This is a genomic window from Polaromonas glacialis, from assembly GCF_000709345.1.
Lineage (GTDB): Bacteria > Pseudomonadota > Gammaproteobacteria > Burkholderiales > Burkholderiaceae_C > Polaromonas > Polaromonas glacialis.
The window spans coordinates 3,244,123-3,265,404 of the sequence record NZ_KL448323.1; the positions used below are offsets into that span (position 1 = coordinate 3,244,123).

Annotated in this window: 21 protein-coding genes and 1 pseudogene; 5 read left to right on the forward strand and 17 right to left on the reverse strand. The window is 65.1% G+C overall.

The window, feature by feature from the left end; translation table 11 throughout:
* Nucleotides 1-66: 66 nt before the first annotated feature.
* From EC86_RS0115900 to EC86_RS0115925, 6 genes are all read right to left on the reverse strand, one after another.
* Nucleotides 67-327, reverse strand: a complete 261-nt coding sequence (locus EC86_RS0115900; RefSeq protein ID WP_029526736.1) for a hypothetical protein — start codon at nt 325-327, stop codon at nt 67-69.
* The gene (locus EC86_RS0115905) at nt 324-1,385 is read right to left on the reverse strand and encodes a PDDEXK nuclease domain-containing protein (protein WP_029526737.1); all 1,062 of its coding nucleotides are present in this window, start codon (nt 1,383-1,385) and stop codon (nt 324-326) included. The genes EC86_RS0115900 and EC86_RS0115905 overlap by 4 nt, the downstream gene beginning before the upstream one ends.
* 180 nt (nt 1,386-1,565) lie before the next feature.
* On the reverse strand, nt 1,566-1,889 hold the full coding sequence (locus EC86_RS0115910) for a helix-turn-helix domain-containing protein (protein WP_232229914.1): 324 nt from the start codon (nt 1,887-1,889) through the stop codon (nt 1,566-1,568).
* Nucleotides 1,882-2,211 carry a type II toxin-antitoxin system RelE/ParE family toxin gene (locus tag EC86_RS0115915; RefSeq protein ID WP_029526740.1) on the reverse strand — a complete coding sequence of 110 codons (330 nt, stop codon included), beginning with the start codon at nt 2,209-2,211 and terminating at the stop codon, nt 1,882-1,884. Before EC86_RS0115915 ends, EC86_RS0115910 begins: the two co-directional genes overlap by 8 nt.
* A 97-nt stretch (nt 2,212-2,308) precedes the next feature.
* Nucleotides 2,309-3,574, reverse strand: coding sequence for an ABC transporter permease (locus tag EC86_RS0115920; RefSeq protein WP_198026804.1), 1,266 nt, complete (start codon nt 3,572-3,574; stop codon nt 2,309-2,311).
* Nucleotides 3,575-3,590: 16 nt separating this feature from the next.
* On the reverse strand, nt 3,591-4,835 hold the full coding sequence (locus EC86_RS0115925) for an efflux RND transporter periplasmic adaptor subunit (RefSeq protein WP_029526743.1): 1,245 nt from the start codon (nt 4,833-4,835) through the stop codon (nt 3,591-3,593).
* A gap of 309 nt (nt 4,836-5,144) precedes the next feature.
* On the opposite strand from EC86_RS0115925, the gene EC86_RS0115935 reads away from it, so the two are divergent.
* The 3 genes from EC86_RS0115935 to EC86_RS0115945 all read left to right on the forward strand — a co-directional run bounded on the left by EC86_RS0115935 (nt 5,145) and on the right by EC86_RS0115945 (nt 9,131).
* On the forward strand, nt 5,145-6,113 hold the full coding sequence (locus tag EC86_RS0115935) for a methyltransferase (RefSeq protein WP_029526744.1): 969 nt from the start codon (nt 5,145-5,147) through the stop codon (nt 6,111-6,113).
* A gap of 112 nt (nt 6,114-6,225) precedes the next feature.
* Nucleotides 6,226-7,719, forward strand: a complete 1,494-nt coding sequence (locus EC86_RS0115940; RefSeq protein ID WP_029526745.1) for an iron-containing redox enzyme family protein — start codon at nt 6,226-6,228, stop codon at nt 7,717-7,719.
* Between the two features lie 125 nt (nt 7,720-7,844).
* Nucleotides 7,845-9,131, forward strand: a complete 1,287-nt coding sequence (locus EC86_RS0115945) for a solute carrier family 23 protein (RefSeq protein WP_029526747.1) — start codon at nt 7,845-7,847, stop codon at nt 9,129-9,131.
* Between the two features lie 9 nt (nt 9,132-9,140).
* Here the strand turns inward: EC86_RS0115945 and EC86_RS0115950 are convergent, their stop codons facing one another.
* Together EC86_RS0115950 and EC86_RS0115955 are read right to left on the reverse strand one after the other, a co-directional pair.
* Nucleotides 9,141-9,521 (reverse strand): hypothetical protein, encoded by a 381-nt coding sequence (locus EC86_RS0115950; RefSeq protein ID WP_198026805.1) that lies wholly within the window; start codon nt 9,519-9,521, stop codon nt 9,141-9,143.
* Nucleotides 9,522-9,639: 118 nt separating this feature from the next.
* Nucleotides 9,640-10,959, reverse strand: coding sequence for an AsmA family protein (locus EC86_RS0115955; protein ID WP_232229915.1), 1,320 nt, complete (start codon nt 10,957-10,959; stop codon nt 9,640-9,642).
* 108 nt (nt 10,960-11,067) lie between these two features.
* Here EC86_RS0115955 and EC86_RS0115960 point away from each other — a divergent pair, with 108 nt between their 5' ends.
* Entirely contained in the window at nt 11,068-11,490 is a 423-nt protein-coding gene (locus tag EC86_RS0115960) for a hotdog fold thioesterase (RefSeq protein WP_029526752.1), read from the forward strand.
* A 184-nt stretch (nt 11,491-11,674) separates the two neighbouring features.
* Here EC86_RS0115960 and EC86_RS28905 read toward each other — a convergent pair.
* From EC86_RS28905 to EC86_RS0116000, 8 genes and pseudogenes are all read right to left on the reverse strand, one after another.
* Nucleotides 11,675-11,938: pseudogene (locus EC86_RS28905) on the reverse strand (lipoyl synthase); the annotation flags it as partial.
* Nucleotides 11,939-12,252: 314 nt separating this feature from the next.
* Complete coding sequence (locus tag EC86_RS0115970; RefSeq protein ID WP_029526755.1) at nt 12,253-12,813, reverse strand: NifU family protein; 561 nt, start codon at nt 12,811-12,813, stop codon at nt 12,253-12,255.
* A 19-nt stretch (nt 12,814-12,832) separates the two neighbouring features.
* Nucleotides 12,833-13,282: a Fe-S cluster assembly sulfur transfer protein SufU gene (gene sufU / locus EC86_RS0115975; protein ID WP_029526756.1), complete on the reverse strand. Its 450-nt coding sequence runs from the start codon at nt 13,280-13,282 to the stop codon at nt 12,833-12,835.
* A complete protein-coding gene (locus EC86_RS0115980; protein ID WP_029526757.1) occupies nt 13,282-14,535 on the reverse strand; it encodes a cysteine desulfurase in 1,254 nt (417 codons plus the stop codon). The genes sufU and EC86_RS0115980 overlap by 1 nt, the downstream gene beginning before the upstream one ends.
* A complete protein-coding gene (gene sufD / locus EC86_RS0115985; RefSeq protein WP_029526758.1) occupies nt 14,532-15,848 on the reverse strand; it encodes a Fe-S cluster assembly protein SufD in 1,317 nt (438 codons plus the stop codon). Before sufD ends, EC86_RS0115980 begins: the two co-directional genes overlap by 4 nt.
* Nucleotides 15,845-16,645: a Fe-S cluster assembly ATPase SufC gene (gene sufC / locus EC86_RS0115990; RefSeq protein ID WP_029526759.1), complete on the reverse strand. Its 801-nt coding sequence runs from the start codon at nt 16,643-16,645 to the stop codon at nt 15,845-15,847. Before sufC ends, sufD begins: the two co-directional genes overlap by 4 nt.
* Nucleotides 16,642-18,078, reverse strand: a complete 1,437-nt coding sequence (sufB, locus tag EC86_RS0115995) for a Fe-S cluster assembly protein SufB (RefSeq protein WP_029526761.1) — start codon at nt 18,076-18,078, stop codon at nt 16,642-16,644. Before sufB ends, sufC begins: the two co-directional genes overlap by 4 nt.
* A 72-nt stretch (nt 18,079-18,150) precedes the next feature.
* The gene (locus tag EC86_RS0116000; protein WP_029526762.1) at nt 18,151-18,501 is read right to left on the reverse strand and encodes a HesB/IscA family protein; all 351 of its coding nucleotides are present in this window, start codon (nt 18,499-18,501) and stop codon (nt 18,151-18,153) included.
* 311 nt (nt 18,502-18,812) lie between these two features.
* On the opposite strand from EC86_RS0116000, the gene EC86_RS0116005 reads away from it, so the two are divergent.
* Nucleotides 18,813-20,363 carry an acetyl-CoA hydrolase/transferase family protein gene (locus EC86_RS0116005; RefSeq protein WP_036772275.1) on the forward strand — a complete coding sequence of 517 codons (1,551 nt, stop codon included), beginning with the start codon at nt 18,813-18,815 and terminating at the stop codon, nt 20,361-20,363.
* A 267-nt stretch (nt 20,364-20,630) separates the two neighbouring features.
* Here EC86_RS0116005 and EC86_RS0116010 read toward each other — a convergent pair whose 3' ends face one another.
* The gene (locus EC86_RS0116010) at nt 20,631-21,224 is read right to left on the reverse strand and encodes a cob(I)yrinic acid a,c-diamide adenosyltransferase (RefSeq protein ID WP_029526764.1); all 594 of its coding nucleotides are present in this window, start codon (nt 21,222-21,224) and stop codon (nt 20,631-20,633) included.
* Nucleotides 21,225-21,282: the final 58 nt, after the last annotated feature.

A 21,282-nucleotide genomic window follows, 5' to 3' on the forward strand; every position in this document is an offset into this window, starting at 1 on the left:
GCCTGCAAGCGGGCCGCTGTTGAGGCCGCCAAAATCAGCCTGTGCCAGCAGAAAACAAGCGTAGCCTTAAATGATTAGCTGCATCCGGTCCACAGCTTCGGGCGGGACGCGAACGCGCTCGTCACGCAGCGGCTTTTCAATGGCAAGGCTGGCAACTGGCGGTGGAAGCGGGCCAATGGTCCGGAAATCGAACAGCTGCTTCGCGCACGGTCTGGTATTGCCCATCCGGCTGCGCCATTGACGCAGGCCGGCGCCCCTCAACACCACGGGCAGCCTGCGCTGCTTGGTCCGGTGCATCGCAGCAGCCCGATTGCTTGGGTTGGTCATGGCGAATCGTCTTGCGTGGAGGTGTCGTTGCCCGCAAGTTCGCGCTCAATCTGTTCAATGCTGGGAAGGCTGGTTTGCAGTTCGGCTGGCAAGGATTCGAGCAATTGGTATTCGGCGATGCCCAGCGGCTGGGTATTGGTGCGCAGTGCGTATTCGGCCACCACCTTGTTTTTGCTCTTGCACAGCAGCAGGCCGATGGTGGGGCCGTCTTGCGGATGTTTGACCTGGGCATCCACGGCAGCGAGATAAAAGCCCAATTGACCGAGGTGTTCAGGCTTGAACTTGCCGCCCTTGAGTTCGATCACCACATAGCAGCGCAGCTTGAGGTGGTAGAACAGCAGGTCGATGAAAAACTCGTCGCCGCCCACATCCAGCAGCACCTGCCGCCCGACGAAGGCAAAGCCCGCGCCCAGCTCCAGCAGAAATTCGGTAACGTGCTTGACCAGGGCGTTCTCGACCTCGCGTTCCTGCGCTTTATCGGTCAGGCCCAGAAAGTCGAAACGGTAGGGATCTTTTAACGATTGCCGCGCCAAATCCGATTGAGGTTTGGGCAAACTGAATTCAAAGTTGGTGACCGCGTTGCCGCTGCGCTCCAGCAAGCGGGTTTCAATCTGCATCACCAGGATGTTGCGCGACCAGTTGTGCTCGATGGCTTTGGCCGCATACCAGCGGCGGGTTCCTGGGCCAGGCAGCTTGTCAAGCAGCGCCAACTGGTGATACCAGGGCAATTGTGCAAGCACCGCTTGCACAAATTGCGCATCCGGCCAGGCCTCGGCAAAAGCGCGCATGTACTTGAGATTACGCGGCGAAAACCCCTTCATCTCAGGAAAGGCGACGCGCAAGTCATGCGCCAGCCGCTCGATCACCTTGGCGCCCCAGCCCTGTGCGGCCTGCCTTGCCAGAATGTCACTCCCGATCTGCCAGTACAACAGCACGAGTTCGCGGTTGACCGCCAGCGTGGCGCGCTGCTGGGCCGTGTGGATACGGTTTTTCAGCTCGGCCAGCCAGTCGGCATAGCCGGCGGGTGGTGAAGTCAGGCTGACAGGCTTGTCGCTCATGCTTTTTTTCCCTTTGTCGCTTTCGGTGTTGTTTTGGCCTTGTCCGCCGTCGTCATCCTGGTGTAAACATCAAACCACTTTTCGAGCCGCTCGGTGTCGTTTTTGAACCGGTGGGCGGGGTGGTCATGCCTTCCCGCACTCTTTCGGGATCGCCCCTAGCCACTCGGAAAACAGCTTGCATCAAATAATTGAACCCGCAAGGGCAAACCGCTCGTCATCGGCAAGCGCGGCAAGCACCTCCGGATTCCTTTGCGCGATGGCGATCAGCGTTTTGGCCGCGCCCGTGGGTTGCCTGCGTCCCTGCTCCCAACCCTGCAGCGTCCTGACTGACACGCCCAGCAGGACGGCGAACTGGGCCTGAGAAAACCCCGAGGCCTTGCGCGCAGCGATGACAGGGGAGTAAGCCAGCGAAGTCTTGCCATCAAGCATCTGGCGGACCGACTCGATCAATTCGGCGTCAAGGTCGCGGCTCGACTCCCACGCCTCCAGTTCGGCGTCAGTCATGGGCCTTGAGACTTTTTTCGATGGCATTTTTCAACTCCTTCAAGGTGGATGCCTTGAGCGTGTCCAGATTGCTCTTGGCGTACATGATCAACAAAACAACTTCGCCGGCTTCGGTGCGGGTGAAATAGATCACCCGAACGCCGCCAGACTTGCCGGAGCCGGCACGGCTCCAGCGAAGCTTGCGCACGCCGCCCGACTGGGCAACCACATCGCCTGCTTCATGGTTCACGGCAACGTAGGCACAGAACTCGCCGCGCTCTTCTTCTGTCCAGTAGTGGGGCCAGGTGCGCTGGAAGATGGGGGTTTCAACGACGGTTAGCACGAGAAATTATACGTCAATGGCGTATAATACTATGACAAAATTACCGCGTGCGGAGTGCTGACTTGACCAGTGCTACGGCGATGTGACGCCTTGCCCCTCAAGCCCGAATCGCCTGCACCGGGTCCATCCTCGCCGCGCTCCTTGCCGGAATCGCCGCCGCCGCCAGCCCCACGCCGCAGGCCACCACCGACGCCAGCAGCACCAGCATCGGGTCCAGCTGCGCCGAAAACAGCGAGCCGCCGTCGGGGCTTTTGAAGACGTGCGAGAACACCACCAGCAACCCGAACGCCAGCGCCGAGCCGAGCACCGAGCCGGCCAGCCCGACCAGCCCGCCCTGCAGCAAAAACACCATCATGATGCGGCGGCGCCCGGTGCCCATCGCCCGCAGGATGCCGATCTCGCGCTGCTTTTGCACCACGCTGACCACCAGCACGCTGGAAATGCCCAGCGCCACGATGATGATGACAAAGCTGCGGATCAGGTTGTTGGAAACCGTCTGGTTCGACAAGGCATTTAAAAGCCCCGAGTTGGTCTGCATCCAGCTGTCCACCGTCAGGCCGGTCTGGGCACGCACCGCGTCGGCGACTTCGTTGGCGCCGAACAGGTCCTTGACCGTGACGTCGATGTTCGACACGCCGCCGGGCAGGTCGAGCAGCGTCTGCGCCAATTTCAGCGTGACGAAGACCCAGCGCCGGTTCAGGTCGCGGTTGCCCATGTCGAACAGGCCGGTGATGTCCAGCGTTTCGCTGCGGCCGCTGGCGCTGGTCACGCGCAGCTTGTCGCCGACGGTCACGCCCAGGTCGCTCGCCAGGTCGGTGCCAATCAGGGCATTGGTTCCGGTCACGTCGAAGCGGCCGCGCGTCATGTAGTCGTCCATCTTCACCACGCGGCGGTAGGCGTCGGGCTGCACGCCCAGCAGCGCGACGCTCTTGTTGCTGTTGCCGCGCGAGGCAAATGCCGGGCCGCTGACCACGGGCGACACCGCCAGCACGCCGGGCGTGGCGGCGGCCAGTGCGGCCATGCGCTCCCACTGGTCCACCGAGCGCAGACGCTGGTCGCGCGGCTGCACCACGGCGGCCACGGCGCGGTCCTGGCTTGGCGTGAGCGCGCGCTGCGTGACTTCTTCCAATGGCCGGATCACCACATGCGCCTGCGAGCCGAGCACGCGGTCGATGATGGTCGATTGCAGCTGGTTGATCAGCTGCGTCAAGAAGATGATGACCGCCACGCCGCCGGTCACGCCGGCCAGGATCAAGACGCTCTGCATGCGGCCTTCGCGCAGAAAGCGCAGCGCCACCAGCAGTTCGAACGGCATCCAGCGGGTCCAGGAACTCAGGGCGGGGCGGTGTCGGGAAGTGGCCATGGTTGATATTTCCGGCTCAGCGCGAAATGAAGGACGGCGTTTCCATGCCCTTGACGGGCGCGAGCACCGGGCCGGGCCGCACGCGGTCGCCGGCAACGGCTTTTTCGGTCTGCGGAATGACCGCGTCGCCTTCACTCAAGCCTTCGGTGATTTCCACCGAACCGATGCCGCGCAGCCCCAGCTTGACGGGCACGCGCACCGCCACGCCGCCTTGCAGCGCCAGCACCCACGGCGCTTCGCGGTCAGCATCGCGCACCGCGCCAGAGGGCAGCACCAGAGCGTCTTTTTTCAGGCCGCCGACCAGCTCGACCGACACCGTCATGTCGGGCCGCAAAAAGGGCGGCGGGTTCGGCACGGCGAGCCGCACCTCGACCGTGCCGCGCTGCGGATCGATGGCCGGGGCGATGTAGTTGAGCTGCGCGTCGAAGGACTGGCCGGGATAGGCATCGGCCACCGCCCTGGCGGGCATGCCGGGGGTGAGCAGTCGCAGGTTTTTTTCATCGACGTTCGCGTCGATGCGGGTGCCGCCCTGCGCGGCCAGGGTGAGCAACACATGGCCGGGCTGGGCCATGGAGCCGGGCTCGACGCCGCGCGTCAGCACGATGGCATCGACCGGGCTGGTGATGCGCAGGCGCGCCAGCCGGGCCTCGGCCACGCCGACCGCCGCCAGCGCCTGGTCGATGCGCGACGCGGCCAGCGTGTGCTCGATGCCGCTGGGCTGGTTGGCCTGCGCCTGCACGCGGGCCGATTGCAGCGCGCTTCTGGCCGTGTCGAGTGCGCGCCGGGCATCGTCGAGCTTTTGCTGCGAAAAGAAACCCTGCGCCACCAGGTCCCGGGCGCGCTGGTGTTCGCGCTCGGCGGCGGTGAACGCGGCTTCGGCCTGCACCACGGCCTGGCTGGCGACGGGCGCGGCCACCGTGGACTGCTGCAGGGCGCGGCCACGCGCTTCACCCAGGGACGCGCGGGCCTGCTGCAAGGCTGCGCGGGATTCGGCATCCGACAGGCGCAGCAGCACCTCGCCGGCCTTGACGCGGTCGCCTTCGCGCACCCGCACTTCGTGTACCGTGGCGGTAACTTCAGCGCCGATGTCCATGCGCGCCGGGGCATTGAGCCGCCCGGTGGCGACGACCGACTGGACGATGCCGGTGCGCGCCACCGGCACCAGTTGCACCGGCGTGCCGCGCCGGCTGGACAAGACAGCGGCGGCGGCCAGGGCAAGCACCAGCGCCGCGCCGACGCCCCATTTGACAAGAGGTTTCATAGCCGGCAAGCGTAGCAGTTGAACGGCCGCGCAAGCCTGTGCTGGGTCAATGCGCGGCGGAAATTCGCCACTGCGGGCCGTTAGCCGTTTTTTTTCATTAATTTCAGCATAAAAAGAGCCGTTTGCGCAATAGCAGAGGGCACTAGCAGCTATTAATTCAGTAGCACACAAGCATCATGCGTTGAAGGCCATGATGCCGCGCCAGGCGCCTGCCGCTTCCTACGCGCCTTTGGCGGGCCTGCCGACAGGCGGCGGACCCCAGGGCGCCTAGAGTCTGGCGAATCTTCTTTTCCAACCGATTCGCCGCACATGACGCTTCCCCTTTCCGACGCACTGGTGCTGCTGGGCCGCTGGCTGCAGGCCGCCGGCTATCAGTTCACCAGCGTCACGCCGGCCACGCATGCGCGGGTCAATGCGCGCAGCGGCGCTGACATGGCGCGCAGCCTGCGCGATGTGTTCGGCTGGAGCCGGCCGTTTCATGCCGGCCTGCTGCCTGCCGAGGCGCTGGACTGGCTGCAGGGCGGCGGGCTGCTGCAGGAAGACAGACAACGGGAGCAAGGGAAACAAGGCGGCGGCGGGCTGCGCAGCCGGGTGCGTTTTTCCACGCTGGGCGGCCAGCTCTACGCGCATTCAGCCTATCCGACGCTGGAGGCGGACGCGGTGTTCTTCGGCCCCGACAGCTACCGCTTCGTGTCGCTGATTGAAGCCGAGCTGGGGCACCAGCCCTTGGGCCCGGGCGCGCGCATCCTGGACATCGGTTGCGGCGCCGGTCCTGGCGGCATCGCGGCGGCGCTGGCCAGCCTTGACTCCGAGTTGTTTCTGGCTGACATCAACCCGCAGGCGCTGGCGTTTGCACGCGCCAATGCGCAACTGGCGGGCCTGCTGGATGCGCGTTTTGTGCAAAGCGACCTGTTTGCATCGATTGAAGGCCGGTTCGATCTCATCGTTGCCAACCCGCCCTACCTGGTCGATGCCGGCGAGCGCGCCTACAGGCACGGCGGCGGTGCGCTGGGCAGCGGCCTGTCGGTGCGGATCGCGGCTGAAAGCCTGGAGCGGCTGGCGCCCGGCGGCAGGTTGATCCTCTACACCGGCGCGCCCATCGTCGAAGGAAACGATCCGTTCCTCAAAGAGGTGGCGCCGCTGGTGGAACAAGCCGGCGGCCTTTTCAGTTACCGCGAAATCGACCCCGACGTGTTTGGCGAAGAACTTGACTTGCCCGCCTATGCCGGCGTCGAGCGCATCGCCGCCGTGGCGCTGGTGGCGACACCGCCCGCCTGACGGCGCCGACGCCGTCGGTAGGTGCACGCCCACGGGCAATAGGGCCGCGAACCTATAAAACGGCAGCGCTGTCCGGCCCAGACTGAAAGCTCTTCAACTTCAGAAAAAGCCAATGTTTGTTGCAGCCCATGAATGGACCTTGCCAGGCGACGCGGCCACCGGCCCCGCCGGATCGCCCAGGCGCATGGCAGCGCCCAACGACCACGACAGGACGCGTCAGCTGTATGACCGGCTGGCCGGCGGCCTGCTTGACGACACCGCCAGGAACGACGCCATTGCGTTTGTGCGCCAGGCATTGCACGACACGCAGGGCGACGAGAGCGGCCTGCCCGAATCGCCGGGCGAACTTGCCAATTGGATGCATGATTCGGCGCAGCGCGCCGGCGCCAGCTACCGCGACTACCTTGAAGCGCGCAAGGCGGGCGCACCACGCCGGTATTTTCAGAACCGCGCCCATGCGCTGTATTTTTTGCGCGCCGTGGCGCCGACCAAGCTGGTCGATGGCGCCTGGCTGTACGGCCTGCTGGCACATGCGCACAATCCGCGCTTCACCGACCTGATCGCCACCTACGTCGAGGAACTTGGCGAAGGCCGCGCCGACAAGAACCATGTGCTGCTCTACCGCCAACTGCTGGAGCGCCACGGCCTGAACCCGCTGCACGGCCTGCCGGACGCTTTCTACACGCAGGGCGTGCTGCAACTTGCACTGGGAGGGAACGCCGATGAATTCCTGCCCGAGATCATTGGCTTCAACCTGGGCTATGAACAGCTGCCGCTGCACCTGCTGATCACCGCCTACGAGTTGAACGAGCTGGGCGTCGACCCGTATTACTTCACCCTGCACATCACGGTGGACAACGCCGACAGCGGCCATGCGCAGCGGGCGGTTCAGGCGGTGCATGACACGCTGACGCGCTTTGGCGACAGCGCCGATTTTTGGCGGCGCGTGCAAGGTGGCTGCAAGCTCAGCAATGCCGGCGTCGGCACGACCGAGGTGATTGCCGGCTTCGACATTCAGCGCGAAGTGGAAAACATTCTTTCGCGCAAACGCATGTCAGGCCAGGGCGCGCACTCCGACTATTGCCGGGTGGCGGGCCGCAGCGTCAACGACTGGCTGGCGCGGCCCGACGGTATTCCGGCCTTTCTGGCGGCGCTGGAGCAGGCCGGCTGGATCAAACGCCATGCACCGGCGCAGGAAAGCCGCTTCTGGAAACTGCTGCAGGGCGACAGGGCCGAAATGTTCGGCGTGTTCAGCCCGTATGAAGTGCAGGTCATCCACGACTGGATTCGCGGCGATGCCAGCGCCGACGGCCAGGCGCACAACGAGGCCGCGATGCCGCCCGGCCGCAGGCGTGCCAGCTTCCGTGCGCAGTCCCGTTTGAAGCAGCATCAGGCCAGTGCTTCCAATCCCGGCCAGCTAAAAGTCCTGGACAACTTGCACGATGAAGCGCCGGACCCCGACCTCCAGGCGTTGAAGGCCGGACTCGCTGCGAGCGTTGACGCCAGACAGCATCGGCAACTGCTGGTCCGGGCCATGTCGCCCGACCTGCACTGGACGCCGGCAGGCCTGTACGCCACGCGCCGGTTCATGCAATTGGCCGCCTGAAGCTTATTAATTTCAGGCTGGCGCGCCCTTGGCGCAACGCGGTTTCTTTGCCCCGCGCCCGCCTTTGAGGGACGGGCGCGTCAATTGCCCTTAGCATTGCCCCACTTTCAAAACTGGAGCAATCAATGGGCATGCTGGACTGGACGGAAAAAAGCAGCGCGGTGCTGGGGCAAGGCGGTGTCATCGGGCCGGATGAACGGCTGCCCTGGCCGCAGACGGCGCTCATGGGCGTCCAGCACGTCATTGCCATGTTTGGCGCCACGGTGCTGGCGCCGCTGCTGATGGGGTTCGACCCCAACATCGCCATTTTGATGAGCGGCATCGGCACGCTGATTTTCTTTGTTGTCACCGGCGGCAAGGTGCCCAGCTACCTCGGGTCGAGCTTTGCCTTTATCGGCGTGGTGATTGCGGCCACGGGTTACGCCGGCAAGGGGCCGAATGCCAACATCGGCGTGGCGCTGGGCGGCATCATTGCCTGCGGCGCGGTGTATGCGGCCATTGGCGCGCTGGTGCAGGTGGTGGGCACGCGCTGGATCGAGCGGGTCATGCCGCCGGTGGTGACCGGCGCGGTGGTGGCGGTCATTGGCCTGAACCTGGCCGGCATCCCGATCAAGAACATGGCGGCCAGCAACTTTGACTCGTGGATGCAGGTCGTCACCTTCGTCAGCGTGGCGCTGGTCGCGGTGATGACGCGCGGCATGCTGCAGCGCCTCTTGATTTTGATCGGCCTCATCATCTCGTCGCTGATCTATGCGCTGCTGACCAACGGCCTGGGCCTGGGCAAGCCGATTGACCTCTCAGGCATCTCGACCGCCGACTGGTTCGGCCTGCCCGGCTTTGCCGCGCCGGTGTTCACCGCCAATGCCATGCTGCTGATCGTTCCGGTGGTGGTGATTCTGGTGGCTGAGAACCTGGGCCACATCAAGGCGGTGACAGCCATGACCGGCAAGAACCTGGACGTCTACATGGGCCGCGCCTTCATCGGCGACGGCATTGCCACCATGGTATCGGGCAGCGCCGGCGGCACCGGCGTGACCACCTATGCCGAAAACATCGGCGTGATGGCGGCCACCAAGATTTATTCGACGGCGGTGTTTGTCTTTGCGGCGCTGATTGCCGTGGTGCTGGGCTTCAGCCCCAAGTTCGGCGCGCTGATCCAGGCGATTCCGCTACCGGTGATGGGCGGCGTGAGCATCGTGGTGTTCGGCCTGATCGCAGTCGCCGGCGCCAGGATCTGGGTCGTGAACAAGGTCGATTTCTCGGACAACAAGAATTTGCTGGTCGCTGCCATCACCCTGGTGCTGGGCACCGGCGACTTCACGCTGAAGTTCGGCCAGTTCGCGCTGGGCGGCATCGGCACCGCGACTTTTGGCGCAATCTTGCTCTACGCGCTGCTTGACCGCAGGAAATAACCGGGCGCTCTAGCGGGCAGCCGAGCCTTGGGCGGGAATGTCTTTTGCCTTGAATTGGGTCTGCACCTGCACCTGGTCAAGCGCCGCCTGGGTGGAGGCCAGCTGGCGCTCCAGGTCGGCGCGCAGGCTGATTTCTTCCTTCAGCGCCAGGTTGACCTGCGCCAGTTCGTCGGCCGAGTTCTGGATGCGGCTTTCAAGTTCCTCGGTGCGCTCGATGGCCTGGGCGACCTCGCCGGTTTGCAGGTGCGCCGGGACTTCCTGCGTCAGCACCGCGTTGACCACGCACAACTCGGCGGCCGACTGTTCAACAGCTTCCTGAATCGCCTCGTTCTGGTCAAGCGCATGCTCCAGCGACGTGGGCGTGAGTAAAGCGTTCGAATGTGATGACATGGTCAAAGCCTGCAAGAAGATATCCGATTAAAAGCGCAAAGCTTATCAGACCCTCCAAAAAGACACGCAGCTGCAGGCCTTGTCCGACAGACGGCGGGGAAAGCGCGGTGCAGGCGGGCTATTTTTCAACCGGCGCAAGGCGCCGCTGGCCCTCGGGCTGCGAACCGAGCAGCCTGCCAATCGCCGACCCGATGCGAGCGCCCAGGGCCGTGCCGACGCCCGGCAGCACGGCCGTTCCCACGGCGGCGCCGGCCAGGGCGCTGGCGGGCACCGACACCTGGACCTGCTCCAGCGGACCGCTGACCTGGAGCGGCACGCCGACCACGCCATCGACCAGATCGACGGCAAATTCGCCCTCGATGCGCTCGTTGGCGACCCTGGCCTGGCCCGACGCGCTGAGCACGCCCGAGCTCGTCTTGAGCCGGGTGAGCTCCACCACCATGCCCTGCTGCGTGTTTTGCGTGTCGAGCTGGCCGGTGATGGCATCCAGCGGGGTTTTTCCCGCATGCTCCTTGCCGGCGCTGCGAATCGCCTTGTCCAGGTCAAAGCGCAGCAAGCTTGAGCGGCCCATGCTGAAGGCCGTGCGGGTGTGCAGCGACCGCGCCAGTTCGGCCAGCGTGGCGCCGCTGGCCGACAGCGTGGTTTCGCCCGACACCCTGCCGGCCACGATGGCGCGGCGCATGAAGGCTTCGAGCGCGCTGGCCGCCTCGATGTTGCGCGGCTGCAGCTTGCCGGTCATGCGCAACCCGCCATCGTCCCGGGTCTGCAGCTGCAGCTCGCCGTTGGCGGTGCCGCCGCCCACGTTGGTGCGCGCATCCCAGCGGTCGTCCTGCCCCTGGCGGGTCAGCGTCATCTCGGCGGCGGGCACGACGCCCGGGCGCCACAGGCGGGCCGTGCGCGGCCGCCAGTTCGCGTCGAAGGCTGCTTCCCCATCGTAAACAATGCGGCTGCCGCGACGCGAAATCCAGGTGACGTCATGAAAGGCGATCTGCGCCAGGGGCAGCGCGTCAAGGCTGAATCTGCGCTGTTCTTGCGGCGCTGCAGCAGGCGCCCTACGGCCCAGGTCATGCAGGGAAAGCTGCGGCAGCACCGCGCCCTGCAGTTCGGCGCGGTCCACCTTCAGGCGGCGCTGCCAGAGTGCCGCCGTGTCGAGGTAGAGCGTGAGCTTCTTGATCTCGACCGGCTGCGGCTGCCGCGTGACGACGTTTTCGATCACCACCTGGGGGGACGGCCGCAACTGCCAGTGCAGCGCCCCTACGCTGACCGGAACGCCCAGCGCCGCCTCCAGTTCGGTGGACGCGCGCTGCGCCAGTTCCTCATCCGGGGGAACCAGGCGGACCAGGACCATGACCAGCAAGACCAGCGCGCCCAGGGCGATACCCAGGCCGGCCAGCCATTTGCGGCGGCGCGTCATGAATGCGGGTGCGGTCCTTGCCATGGCTCCAGCATATATCGGCCGGTCTGGCGGCCGGCACGACAAGCGACCCATCGGCTGTAGGCGACCGCCTTATAGTCATGGGTTTTTTGTCTCTTTAGGGAACCCGTCATGCGCATCTGGAAGCAGCCCATCTCTGTCGAATTGCTCACCGCCTCAAGCGTCAACACCGCCGTTCCCCACCTGGGCATCGAGTTTCTCGAAGTCGGCGACGACTTCATCCGCGCCCGCGTGCCGGTCGATGCGCGCACCGTCCAGCCCTACGGCCTGCTGCACGGCGGCGTGTCGGTGGTGCTGGCCGAAACGCTGGGCTCGTGCGGCGCGGCCTATTGCGCGCCGGCGGGCCAGCGCGTGGTCGGCCTGGACATCAATGCCAACCACCTGAAGGGAACGACCGGCGGCTGGGTCACGGGCATCACCCGGCCGGTGCATATTGGCCGCAGCACGCAGGTCTGGGCGATCGAGCTGCGCAACGACGCGGGCGAGCTGACCTGCGTGTCGCGCATCACGATGGCGGTGCTGGCAGCGAAATGACCGGGTGAATCGGCACTGGCCGGGCCGGGTCGGGCCAGCGCCAGCCTGAATTTTTACGTCATTTCAGGCTTTTGCGCAATCCAGGCGGGCGCAGGCAGCTATTGAATTCATAGCATCATGCAGCCCGCCCGGCCCCGGTGAGCCGCCAGCGCCAGAGGGCGTCAGGGGCCTGCCAAGCCAAGCCTTAAAACACGCCTGCCGCATGCGCCTGCTGGTCGGCATGGCAGGAGATGCGCACCAGCGGACCCGAGGCGGCGTGCACAAAACCCATCGCGCAGGCGGCGTCCGCATAGCGCTTGAAGCTGTCCGGATCCACATAGCGGCGCACCGGCATGTGGCCGCCGGACGGCTGCAGGTACTGGCCGATGGTCAGCATGTCCACGCGCTGGGCACGCAGCGCGCGCAGCACCTGCAGAATTTCGTCGTCGGTCTCGCCCAGCCCCACCAGCTGCTGGGCGCGCACGATGTCCTTGGTCTCGCGAAAGCGGCCCGTGTGAATCGCCGCCTTGACGCAAATCCAGTCGGGCTTGGCCAGGCGGTCGCCGGGGTCGGCCGGTTCGCGCTTGGTCTTGAGGCTGCCGCGTTGCTGGTCCGGCCGGGGGGCAAAGGCGGACGCCTGCGGCAACTCCGACACGATGTTTCTGAAGCGGATGGTTTCAACGGTCATGTTGCAGGGAGTCCTGGTTAGCCTTGCCATGCGCAGGGCGTTGAAACAGCGATTGAAACGGAGGCTGTCGTCTGCTGGCGCGCCGCAGCAGCAGGCTACACCGCCACCACCGCGAGGTCGGGCTCTATCGTGCGCACCAGGTTCTCGATCGCGCCCAGCGTGCCCGAGATCGAGCTCGGGCAGCTGCCGCAGGCACCCTGGTAGTGGATGCTGAGGTAGTTGCCGGCGAGACCCACCACATGCAGGTCGCCGCCGTCGGCCTGCAGCGACGGCCGGATGCGCTCATCGAGCAGCTCGCTGATGACTTCCAGCCGCGCCTGGTCCTCCTCGCTCATGTCGGCGATGGACGCGCGCGCGGCAAACACGGCAGCGGCCGACTGCGCGGCGGCGGCCGGTGCGGCGCGCAGCGGCACGGCAATCAGCCGCACCAGCTCGGGCCAGTCGGCGCCACCGTCCTGCGTCACGGTGAGCCAGCGGTCCACGTAGAACACGTTGCTGACATGCGGAATGGCGAATAGCGCGGAAGCCAGCGCGTCGTCCCTGGCCTGCTCTGCGTTCTCGTAGGAATGCGAAACACCCCAGGTCAGCGGCTCGCGGAGCGTGAACTTGACCGCGTTCGGGTTCGGGGTGTCGTCGATTTCGGCAATTTTCGGCATCTGGATCTCCTGGAAAACATCACGCTTCGGTACTGGCCGTGCCCTGCGAATTGAAGGCGGCCTGCAGCGTGTGCCACGGCAAGATCGCGCACTTGACACGCGTCGGCAGGTCGCGCACGCCGGCAAACACCGCCAGCCGCCCGATCTGGTTGGGCTGGCTCAGGTCGAGCTTGCCGGTCGCCATGGCGAGGAACTCCCGGGTCAGCGCCTGGGCTTGCTCACGTGTCTTGCCCTTCACGGCGGCCGTCATCATCGAGGCCGACGCCTTGCAGATCGCGCACGACTCGCCGTGGAAGGCGATCTGGTCTATGGTCTCGCCCTGCAGCTGCAGCGCCACGCTGAGGTGGTCGCCGCACAGCGGGTTGTGGCCTTCGGCGTGGTGGCTGGGGTGGGCCAAAGTGCCGTAGTTGCGCGGCTTTTTGTTGTGGTCCAGGATCACTTCCTGGTAGAGCGCCTTGTAGTCGGCCATCACGCAAACACTTTCTGCACACTGCGGATGCCAGCGATCAGCGCATCGACTTCGGCCATGCTGTTGTAGAACGCAAACGAGGCGCGCGTGGTGGCGGGCACCTTGAAGCGCGCCATCACCGGCTGCGCGCAATGGTGGCCGGTGCGCACCGCGATGCCATCCTGGTTCAACAGCGTGCCGACATCGTGCGGGTGGATGCCGTCCAGCGTGAAGGACAGCACCGCCGCCTTGTTTTCAGCCGTGCCGATGAGGCGCAGGCCGGGCAAATCGTTGAGCTGGGCGGTGGCGTACTGCAGCAGCGCGTGCTCGTGGCGGGCGATGGTGTCCATGCCGATGGCCGACAGGTAATCGACCGCCGCGCCCAGCCCGATGGCGGCGGCAATCGGCGGCGTGCCGGCCTCGAACTTGTAGGGAATCGTGTTGTAGATAGTCTTCTCGAACGACACCGACAAGATCATGTCGCCGCCGCCCTTGAAGGGCTGCATTTTCTCCAGCAGCGCCGCCTTGCCGTAGAGCACGCCAATGCCGGTCGGGCCGCACAGCTTGTGGCCCGAGAAGGCGTAGAAGTCGCATTCCAGGTCCTGCACGTCGACCGGCATGTGCGGCGCGGCCTGGGCGCCATCGACCAGCACCGGCACGCCGCGCGCGTGCGCCAGCGCAATCATCTGCCTGACCGGGTTGATGCTGCCCAGCGCGTTGGAAACATGGCTCACGCCGACCAGTTTGGTGTGCGCGTTGAACAGCGGCTCGAACTGGTCCAGGCACAGCTCGCCGGCGTCGTTGATCGGCAGCACGCGGAGGATGGCGCCGGTTTCCTCGGCCAGCATCTGCCACGGCACGATGTTGGAATGGTGCTCCAGCGTGGTCAAAATAATCTCGTCACCGGCCTTGATGAACTTGCGGCCGTAGCCGTGCATCACCAGGTTGATGGCCTCGGTGGTGCCGCTGGTAAAGATCACTTCGCGCGCGTCGGGCGCGTTGATGAAGCGCTGCAGCTTGGCGCGCGCTTCCTCGTACGCAGCGGTTGCGCGTTCCGACAGCGTGTGCACCGCGCGGTGGATGTTGGCGTGCTCGGTGCTCTGGTAGCGCACCAGCCGGTCGATGACTTGCTGCGGCATCTGGCTCGACGCGGCGTTGTCGAGGTAGACCAGCGGCTTGCCTTCGACCTCAATTTGCAGGATGGGAAAGTCGGCGCGCACGCGTTCGACATCAAAGGCGGGCGTGACGTGTGTTGGCTCGGCGCGGGCGTTCATGGCTGGCTGCCGGTTTGCGCCAGCATGCGCTGCTGCAGCTGGTGTTTTAAAGAGGCGACGGGAATGCGCTCGATGATCTCGGCGCCGAACGCATAGGTCAGCAGCTGTCGCGCGACGCCGTCGGACAGGCCACGGCTCTGCAGGTAGAACACTTCCTCGGCGTCGAGCTGGCCAATCGTGGCGCCATGCGTGCATTTCACGTCGTCGGCAAAAATCTCCAGCTGCGGCTGGGTATCCACTTGCGCCCGGCTGCTGAGCAGCAGGTTGCGGCTGGACTGCGCGGAGTCGGTGCGCTGGGCGCCGGGGCGCACGATCACCTTGCCGTTGAACACCGCATGCGCGCTGCCGTCGGCAATGCATTTGTGCAGCTGGCGGCTGGTGCCGTGCGGCTGGGCGTGGTCGATGCAGCTGTGGGTGTCGGCCAGCTGGCTGCCGGCCAGCAGCGCGAGGCCGTCGACCGCGCACTCGGCGCCCTCGCCCAGCACCACGCTCAGGTGGTAGCGGGACAGCTGCGCACCCATCGCCACGCTGACCGACTGGTAGTTCGCCGAGCGCCCCACCGACACCGCGCAGTTGGCGATGTGAAACGCCTGCCGGCCGTCGCGCTGCACGCGCACATGCGTGAGCTGCGCCTGGTCGGCCAGCACGATTTCCGTCACCGGATTGACCAGGTAGGCTGCGTCCTGCAGCGCCACATAGTCTTCGATCAGCGTCACGCGGCTGCCCGCTTCGGCCAGAACGAGGCAGCGCGGGTGGCTGAGCGCGCCCGCCTGCGTCGCCACGAACAGCAGGTGCACCGGCGCGGCCAGCGCCACGTGGCGCGGCACCACCACGACCGCCGCATCCTGCAAAAAAGCCGTGTTGAGCGCGGCAAACACGTTGTCGCCCAGCGCCTGGGGGCGGCCCAGTTGCGCCTCGAGGGCCGCCGCATGGGTGAGCATGGCGGTTGGCAAGTCAGTCACCAGCAGGCCGCTCTCGGTGGCAGGGCTGGACAGCTGCGGCGCATAAACGCCATCGACAAACACCAGCCGGCAGGCGACGTCGTCAAGGCCAAACGGCGCGATGTCGGCGGGCTGCAGCCGGCCGGCTGCGAGCACCGGCTGGAACGTCAGCCGGTGCAGCGGCGCCAGGCTGGTGAAGCGCCAGGCTTCGTCGCGCAGCGTCGGCATGGCGAGCGCGCCCAGCGCCGTCTGCGCCTGTTCGCGCAGCGCGTTGACATGCGCCAAGGGGCTGGGCGCCAGCAGCGGCTGGCCGGCCAGCAGCGCGCCCAGGTGGTCCACCGTGGGCGGGCGAAGTGCGGTATGGGTGCTCATGCGCTAACCGCCACGCCGCTCCCGGCCTGGTGCTCGGCGCTGACCCAGTCGTAACCGCGTTGTTCGAGTTCCAGCGCGAGTTCCCTGCCGCCGGTCTTGATGATGCGGCCGGCCTCCATCACATGCACGAAGTCGGGCACGATGTAGTTCAGCAGCCGCTGGTAATGCGTGACCAGAATGACGGCGTTCTCAAGCGTTATCAGCTGGTTCACACCCTGCGAGACGATGCGCAGCGCGTCGATGTCCAGGCCGGAATCGGTCTCGTCCAGAATCGCCAGGCGCGGCTCCAGCAGCGCCATCTGCAAAATTTCGTTGCGCTTTTTCTCGCCGCCCGAAAAGCCTTCGTTGACGCTGCGGTCCAGAAAATCGGGGTTCATCTCGAGCAGCAACATTTTCTCGCGCACGAAGTCGTCGAACTCCAGCGGGTCCAGCTCTTCCCGGCCGCGCTGCGCCTGCAGCGTGTTGTAGCTCAGGCGCAAAAACTGGCTGTTGGCCACGCCGGGGATTTCAATCGGATACTGAAAGCCCAGGAACATGCCCGCCAGCGCGCGCGCTTCTGGCGCCAGCGCCAGCAGGTCCCGGCCTTCAAATAGCACGGTGCCGGCCGTGACTTCATAGGCCGTGTGGCCGGCCAGCACTTTGGCAAACGTGCTCTTGCCCGAGCCGTTGGGCCCCATGATGGCATGCACTTCGCCGCGCCTGACCGTCAGGTCCAGGCCCTTGAGGATGTCGATGCCGTTGACGCTGGCGCACAGGCCGCGCACTTCCAGCAATACCGGGCTGTTGGGGTGGATCATCCGACCGCTCCTTCGAGTTTGAAGCCGAGCAGTTGGGTCGCTTCGACCGCGAACTCCATCGGCAATTGTTGAAAAACGTCCTTGCAGAATCCATTGATGATCATGGACACCGCCGCTTCGGCGCTGATGCCGCGCTGGGCAAAATAAAACAGCTGGTCCTCGCCGATCTTGGAGGTCGAGGCCTCGTGCTCGACCTGCGCGGTCGGGTTGCGCACCTGGATGTAGGGAAAGGTGTGCGCGCCCGACTTGTCGCCGATCAACATCGAGTCGCACTGCGAATAATTGCGCGCGCCGGTGGCCGTGGGCATCACCTTGACCAGGCCGCGGTAGCTGTTGTTCGACTGACCGGCCGAGATGCCCTTGCTGACGATGGTGCTGCGCGTGTTCTTGCCCAGGTGGATCATCTTGGTGCCGGTGTCGGCCTGCTGGTGGTGGTTGGTCACCGCCACCGAATAGAACTCGCCGACCGAGTTGTCGCCGCGCAGAATCACCGACGGGTACTTCCAGGTGATGGCCGAGCCGGTCTCGACCTGGGTCCAGGAAATGCGCGAGTTCACGCCCTTGGCCAGGCCGCGCTTGGTGACGAAGTTGTAGATGCCTCCGACGCCGTTTTCATCGCCCGCATACCAGTTCTGCACCGTCGAGTACTTGATGTCGGCGTTGTCCAGCGCTACCAGCTCGACCACCGCCGCATGCAGCTGGTTGCTGCTGAAGGCGGGCGCGGTGCAGCCTTCAAGGTAAGACACCGAGGCGCCCTCTTCGGCCACGATCAGCGTGCGCTCGAACTGGCCCGACTCCTCGGTGTTGATGCGAAAGTAGGTCGACAAATCCATCGGGCACTTCACGCCCCGGGGGATGAAGCAGAACGAGCCGTCGGTGAACACCGCCGAGTTGAGCGCGGCGTAGTAGTTGTCGCCCGTGGGCACCACCGTGCCCAGGTATTTTTTCACCAGTTCCGGGTGTTCCAGCACGGCCTCGGACATCGAGCAGAAGATGATGCCGGCCTCGGCCAGCCTGGCCTTGTAGGTGGTGGCCACCGACACGCTGTCAAAGATCACGTCGACCGCCACGCCGGCCAGCGCCATGCGCTCGTGCAGCGGCACGCCGAGCTTCTCGAAGGTGCGCAGCAGCTCGGGATCGACCTCGTCCATGCTGCTCAGCTTGGGCTTTTGCTTGGGCGCGGCGTAGTAGCTGATGGCCTGGAAATCGATCTTCGGGTAATGCACGTTGGGCCAGGCCGGCTCGGTCATCAGCAGCCAGGCCTGGTAGGCCTTGAGCCGGAAGTCGAGCAGCCACGCGGGCTCATTCTTCTTGGCCGAAATCATGCGGATGGTTTGCTCGCTCAGGCCCTTGGGCGCGACATCGGATTCGATGTTGGTGACAAAGCCGTGCTTGTAGGGCTGGTTGACGAGATTTTGCAGTACTGCACTCATGGTGTTCCTTCTGGCGGGTGATATGGCTTGAAGAAAACGCGGGCGGTGAAGCCTTGACGTCGCTTGCGTCGCTTATGTTGTGGCGGGGCCGGCCTTTTTCTTGACGTTGAAGCTTTCGCCGCAGCCGCACTGGCTGTCAACGTTGGGGTTGTCGAACTTGAAGCTTTGCTTGAGGCCGTCAGTGACAAAGTCGATGTTGGAGCCGTCGAGGTACACCAGGCTGTGGTCATCAACCACAATGCGCGCGCCGTGCGACTCGAAGCTGTGGTCGCCCGGCCCGACCTCGTCGATCAGGTCAAAGGTGTGCGCCAGGCCGGTGCAGCCGACTTTTTTGACGCCGATGCGCAGGGCAATTCCCTTGCCGCGCTTTTCAAGCTGGCGCTGGATCTGCAGCGCGGCTTTTTCAGTCAGTGTCATGGTCATGGGTCAAACTCCTGGGTTGCGGCCAGGCCGCTTGTGGGCGACCGCCTGGCGGTTTTTTTCGGGAGGGATGTCCCTGATGGAAAAATCGATACCTGACTTATTTGCTCAACTATAAATATCCCGACTGTATCAGTCAACTATCAGCCCTTTGACATTGAAAAGTGAAGGGCACTGGGTGCCTGGGGCGCTCCTATGACATGAACCATGGCGTGCGGTGCCGACCTAGGGTTAACCCTGATTCTGACGACGTCACCTGCTAAAATCGCCCGCTTGCGCTGCCGCGCTGTCCCCATACCCCCGGAGCCGCCCTGATGTCTTTCGCCGACCGCGTACAGAACCCTGCCCTGCAAACCAAGATCATGTCGGCCGACGAGGCCGCCGCGCTGATTCCCGCCGGCGCGCATGTCGGCATGAGCGGCTTTACCGGCGCCGGCTACCCCAAGGCCGTGCCCCAGGCGCTGGCAAGGCGCATCGAAGGCCTGCATGCCGCCGGCGAGGAATTCCGCATCGGCCTGTGGACCGGCGCCTCGACCGCGCCCGAACTCGACGGCGCTCTAGCCAAGGTCCACGGCATCGACATGCGCCTGCCCTACCAGTCGGACCCGACCTGCCGCCGCCAGATCAACGCCGGCGAAATGCAGTACACCGACATGCACCTGTCCAACGTGGCGCAGTTTGTCTGGTTCGGCTTTCTGGGCAAGCTCGACGTGGCGGTGGTCGAAGTCGCCGGCATCCTGCCCGACGGGCGGCTGATTCCGTCGTCGTCGGTGGGCAACAACAAGACCTGGCTGGACCAGGCCGACAAGATCATCCTGGAAGTCAACAGCCTGCAAAACGCCGGTCTGGAGGGCATGCACGACATCTACTACGGCACCCGCCTGCCGCCGCACCGCATGCCGATTCCGCTGACCGGCCCCGGCGACCGCATCGGCCAGCCCTACCTGACGTGCGACCTGAGCAAGGTGATTGCCGTGGTGCCGACGCGCCAGCCCGACCGCAACTCGGCCTTTGCCGCGCCGGACGAAAACTCGCGGCGCATTGCCAGCCACATCATTGAATTCCTGCAGCAGGAGGTGAAACTCGGCCGCCTGCCGGCCGAACTCCTGCCCTTGCAGTCGGGCGTGGGCAACATCGCCAACGCCGTGCTGGCCGGCCTGAACGACGGGCCGTTCACCGGCCTGTCGGCCTACACCGAGGTGCTGCAGGACGGCATGCTGGACATGCTGCGCTCGGGCACGCTGGTGATGGCGTCGGCCACCGCGCTGTCGTTCAGCCCCGACGCGCTGGCCGACTTCAATGCCAACATCGATTTTTACCGCGAGCGCATCGTGCTGCGGCCGCAGGAAATCAGCAACCATCCGGAGGTGGTGCGCCGCCTGGGCGTGATCGCGATGAACGCGATGATCGAGGCCGACATCTACGGCAACGTCAACTCCACCCACGTCATGGGGTCGAGCATCATGAACGGCATTGGCGGCTCGGGCGACTTTGCGCGCAATGCGTATCTGTCGTTTTTCATGACGCCATCGGTCGCCAAAAACGGCTCCATTTCCTGCATCGTGCCGATGGCCTCGCACGTGGACCACACCGAGCACGACGTGGAGATCATCGTCACCGAGCAGGGCCTGGCCGATTTGCGCGGCCTGTCGCCGACGCAGCGGGCGCGGCTGATCATTGAAAAATGCGCGCATCCCGATTTCCGCCCTGCCCTGCGCGACTACTTCGAGCGCTCGCTGCATGGCGCCTCCGGCAAGCACACGCCGCACCTGCTCGACGAGGCGCTGTCCTGGCATGCGCGCTACCTGGCCACCGGCGACATGCTGCCGGTCACGGCCTCGCAGGAGCCGGTGCATCTGGTCTGAGGCGCTGGGGAGCCTGCCCCGGGCTTGATCCGGGGAAATCCATGCGCGCGCAGTCAACCGTGCGGTGACTTGCAGCCGTTGCCTGTCTGCGGCCCGGTTGGAGTGCTGTGGATTGCGGGTCAAGCCCGCAATGACAGAGGGGAAAAAAGACGTTTCAACAATGCGCTGAATCACTACGATTCTCAAGCCTTTCAGGCCGTTTGCGCATACTGGGCGTGCGGTTACAGCTATTTTTTCAATAGCAATTCAACGCAGCGGCCGCCGCATTCAGGACGCGGTTTGCGCGCCTGTCGCGTCGTCCTGCGCCATGCGTGCCATGCGCTGGCTTTTCCAGTACACGTCGTCGCCGCCGTTCATGCGGTTGAGTACGCGCGACAGCACGAACATCAGGTCGCTCAGGCGGTTCAGATACTGGCGCGGCGTGTCTTTCAGCGCGTCCTGCTGGCCCAGGGCGACCACGGCGCGCTCGGCGCGGCGGGCGACGGTGCGGCACACATGGGCCAGCGACGCGGCCCGGCTGCCGGCAGGCAGGATGAATTCGGCCAGGCGCGGCAACTGGGCGTTGTAGGTTTCCAGCGCCTCGTCCAGCTGCAGCAAGGCTTCCGGCTTGAGCAGCTCGAAGCCCGGAATCGACAGCTCGCCGCCCAGGTTGAACAGCTGGTGCTGCACCTCGACCAGCACGTCGCGCACGTCAGCGGGCATGTCTTCGCACAGCAGCACGCCGATGTTCGAGTTCAGCTCGTCCACGTCGCCCATGGCGTGAACCCGCCGGCTGTCCTTGGAAACTCGGGTGTTGTCGCCCAGTCCTGTGGTGCCGTTGTCGCCGGTGCGGGTGGCAATTTGTGAAAGTCTGTTGGCCATGGGAGTGAAGTGCGCTGAAGGCGCAGTGGGTTGAAAAGGTTGATGGGGCAAGCCCGCA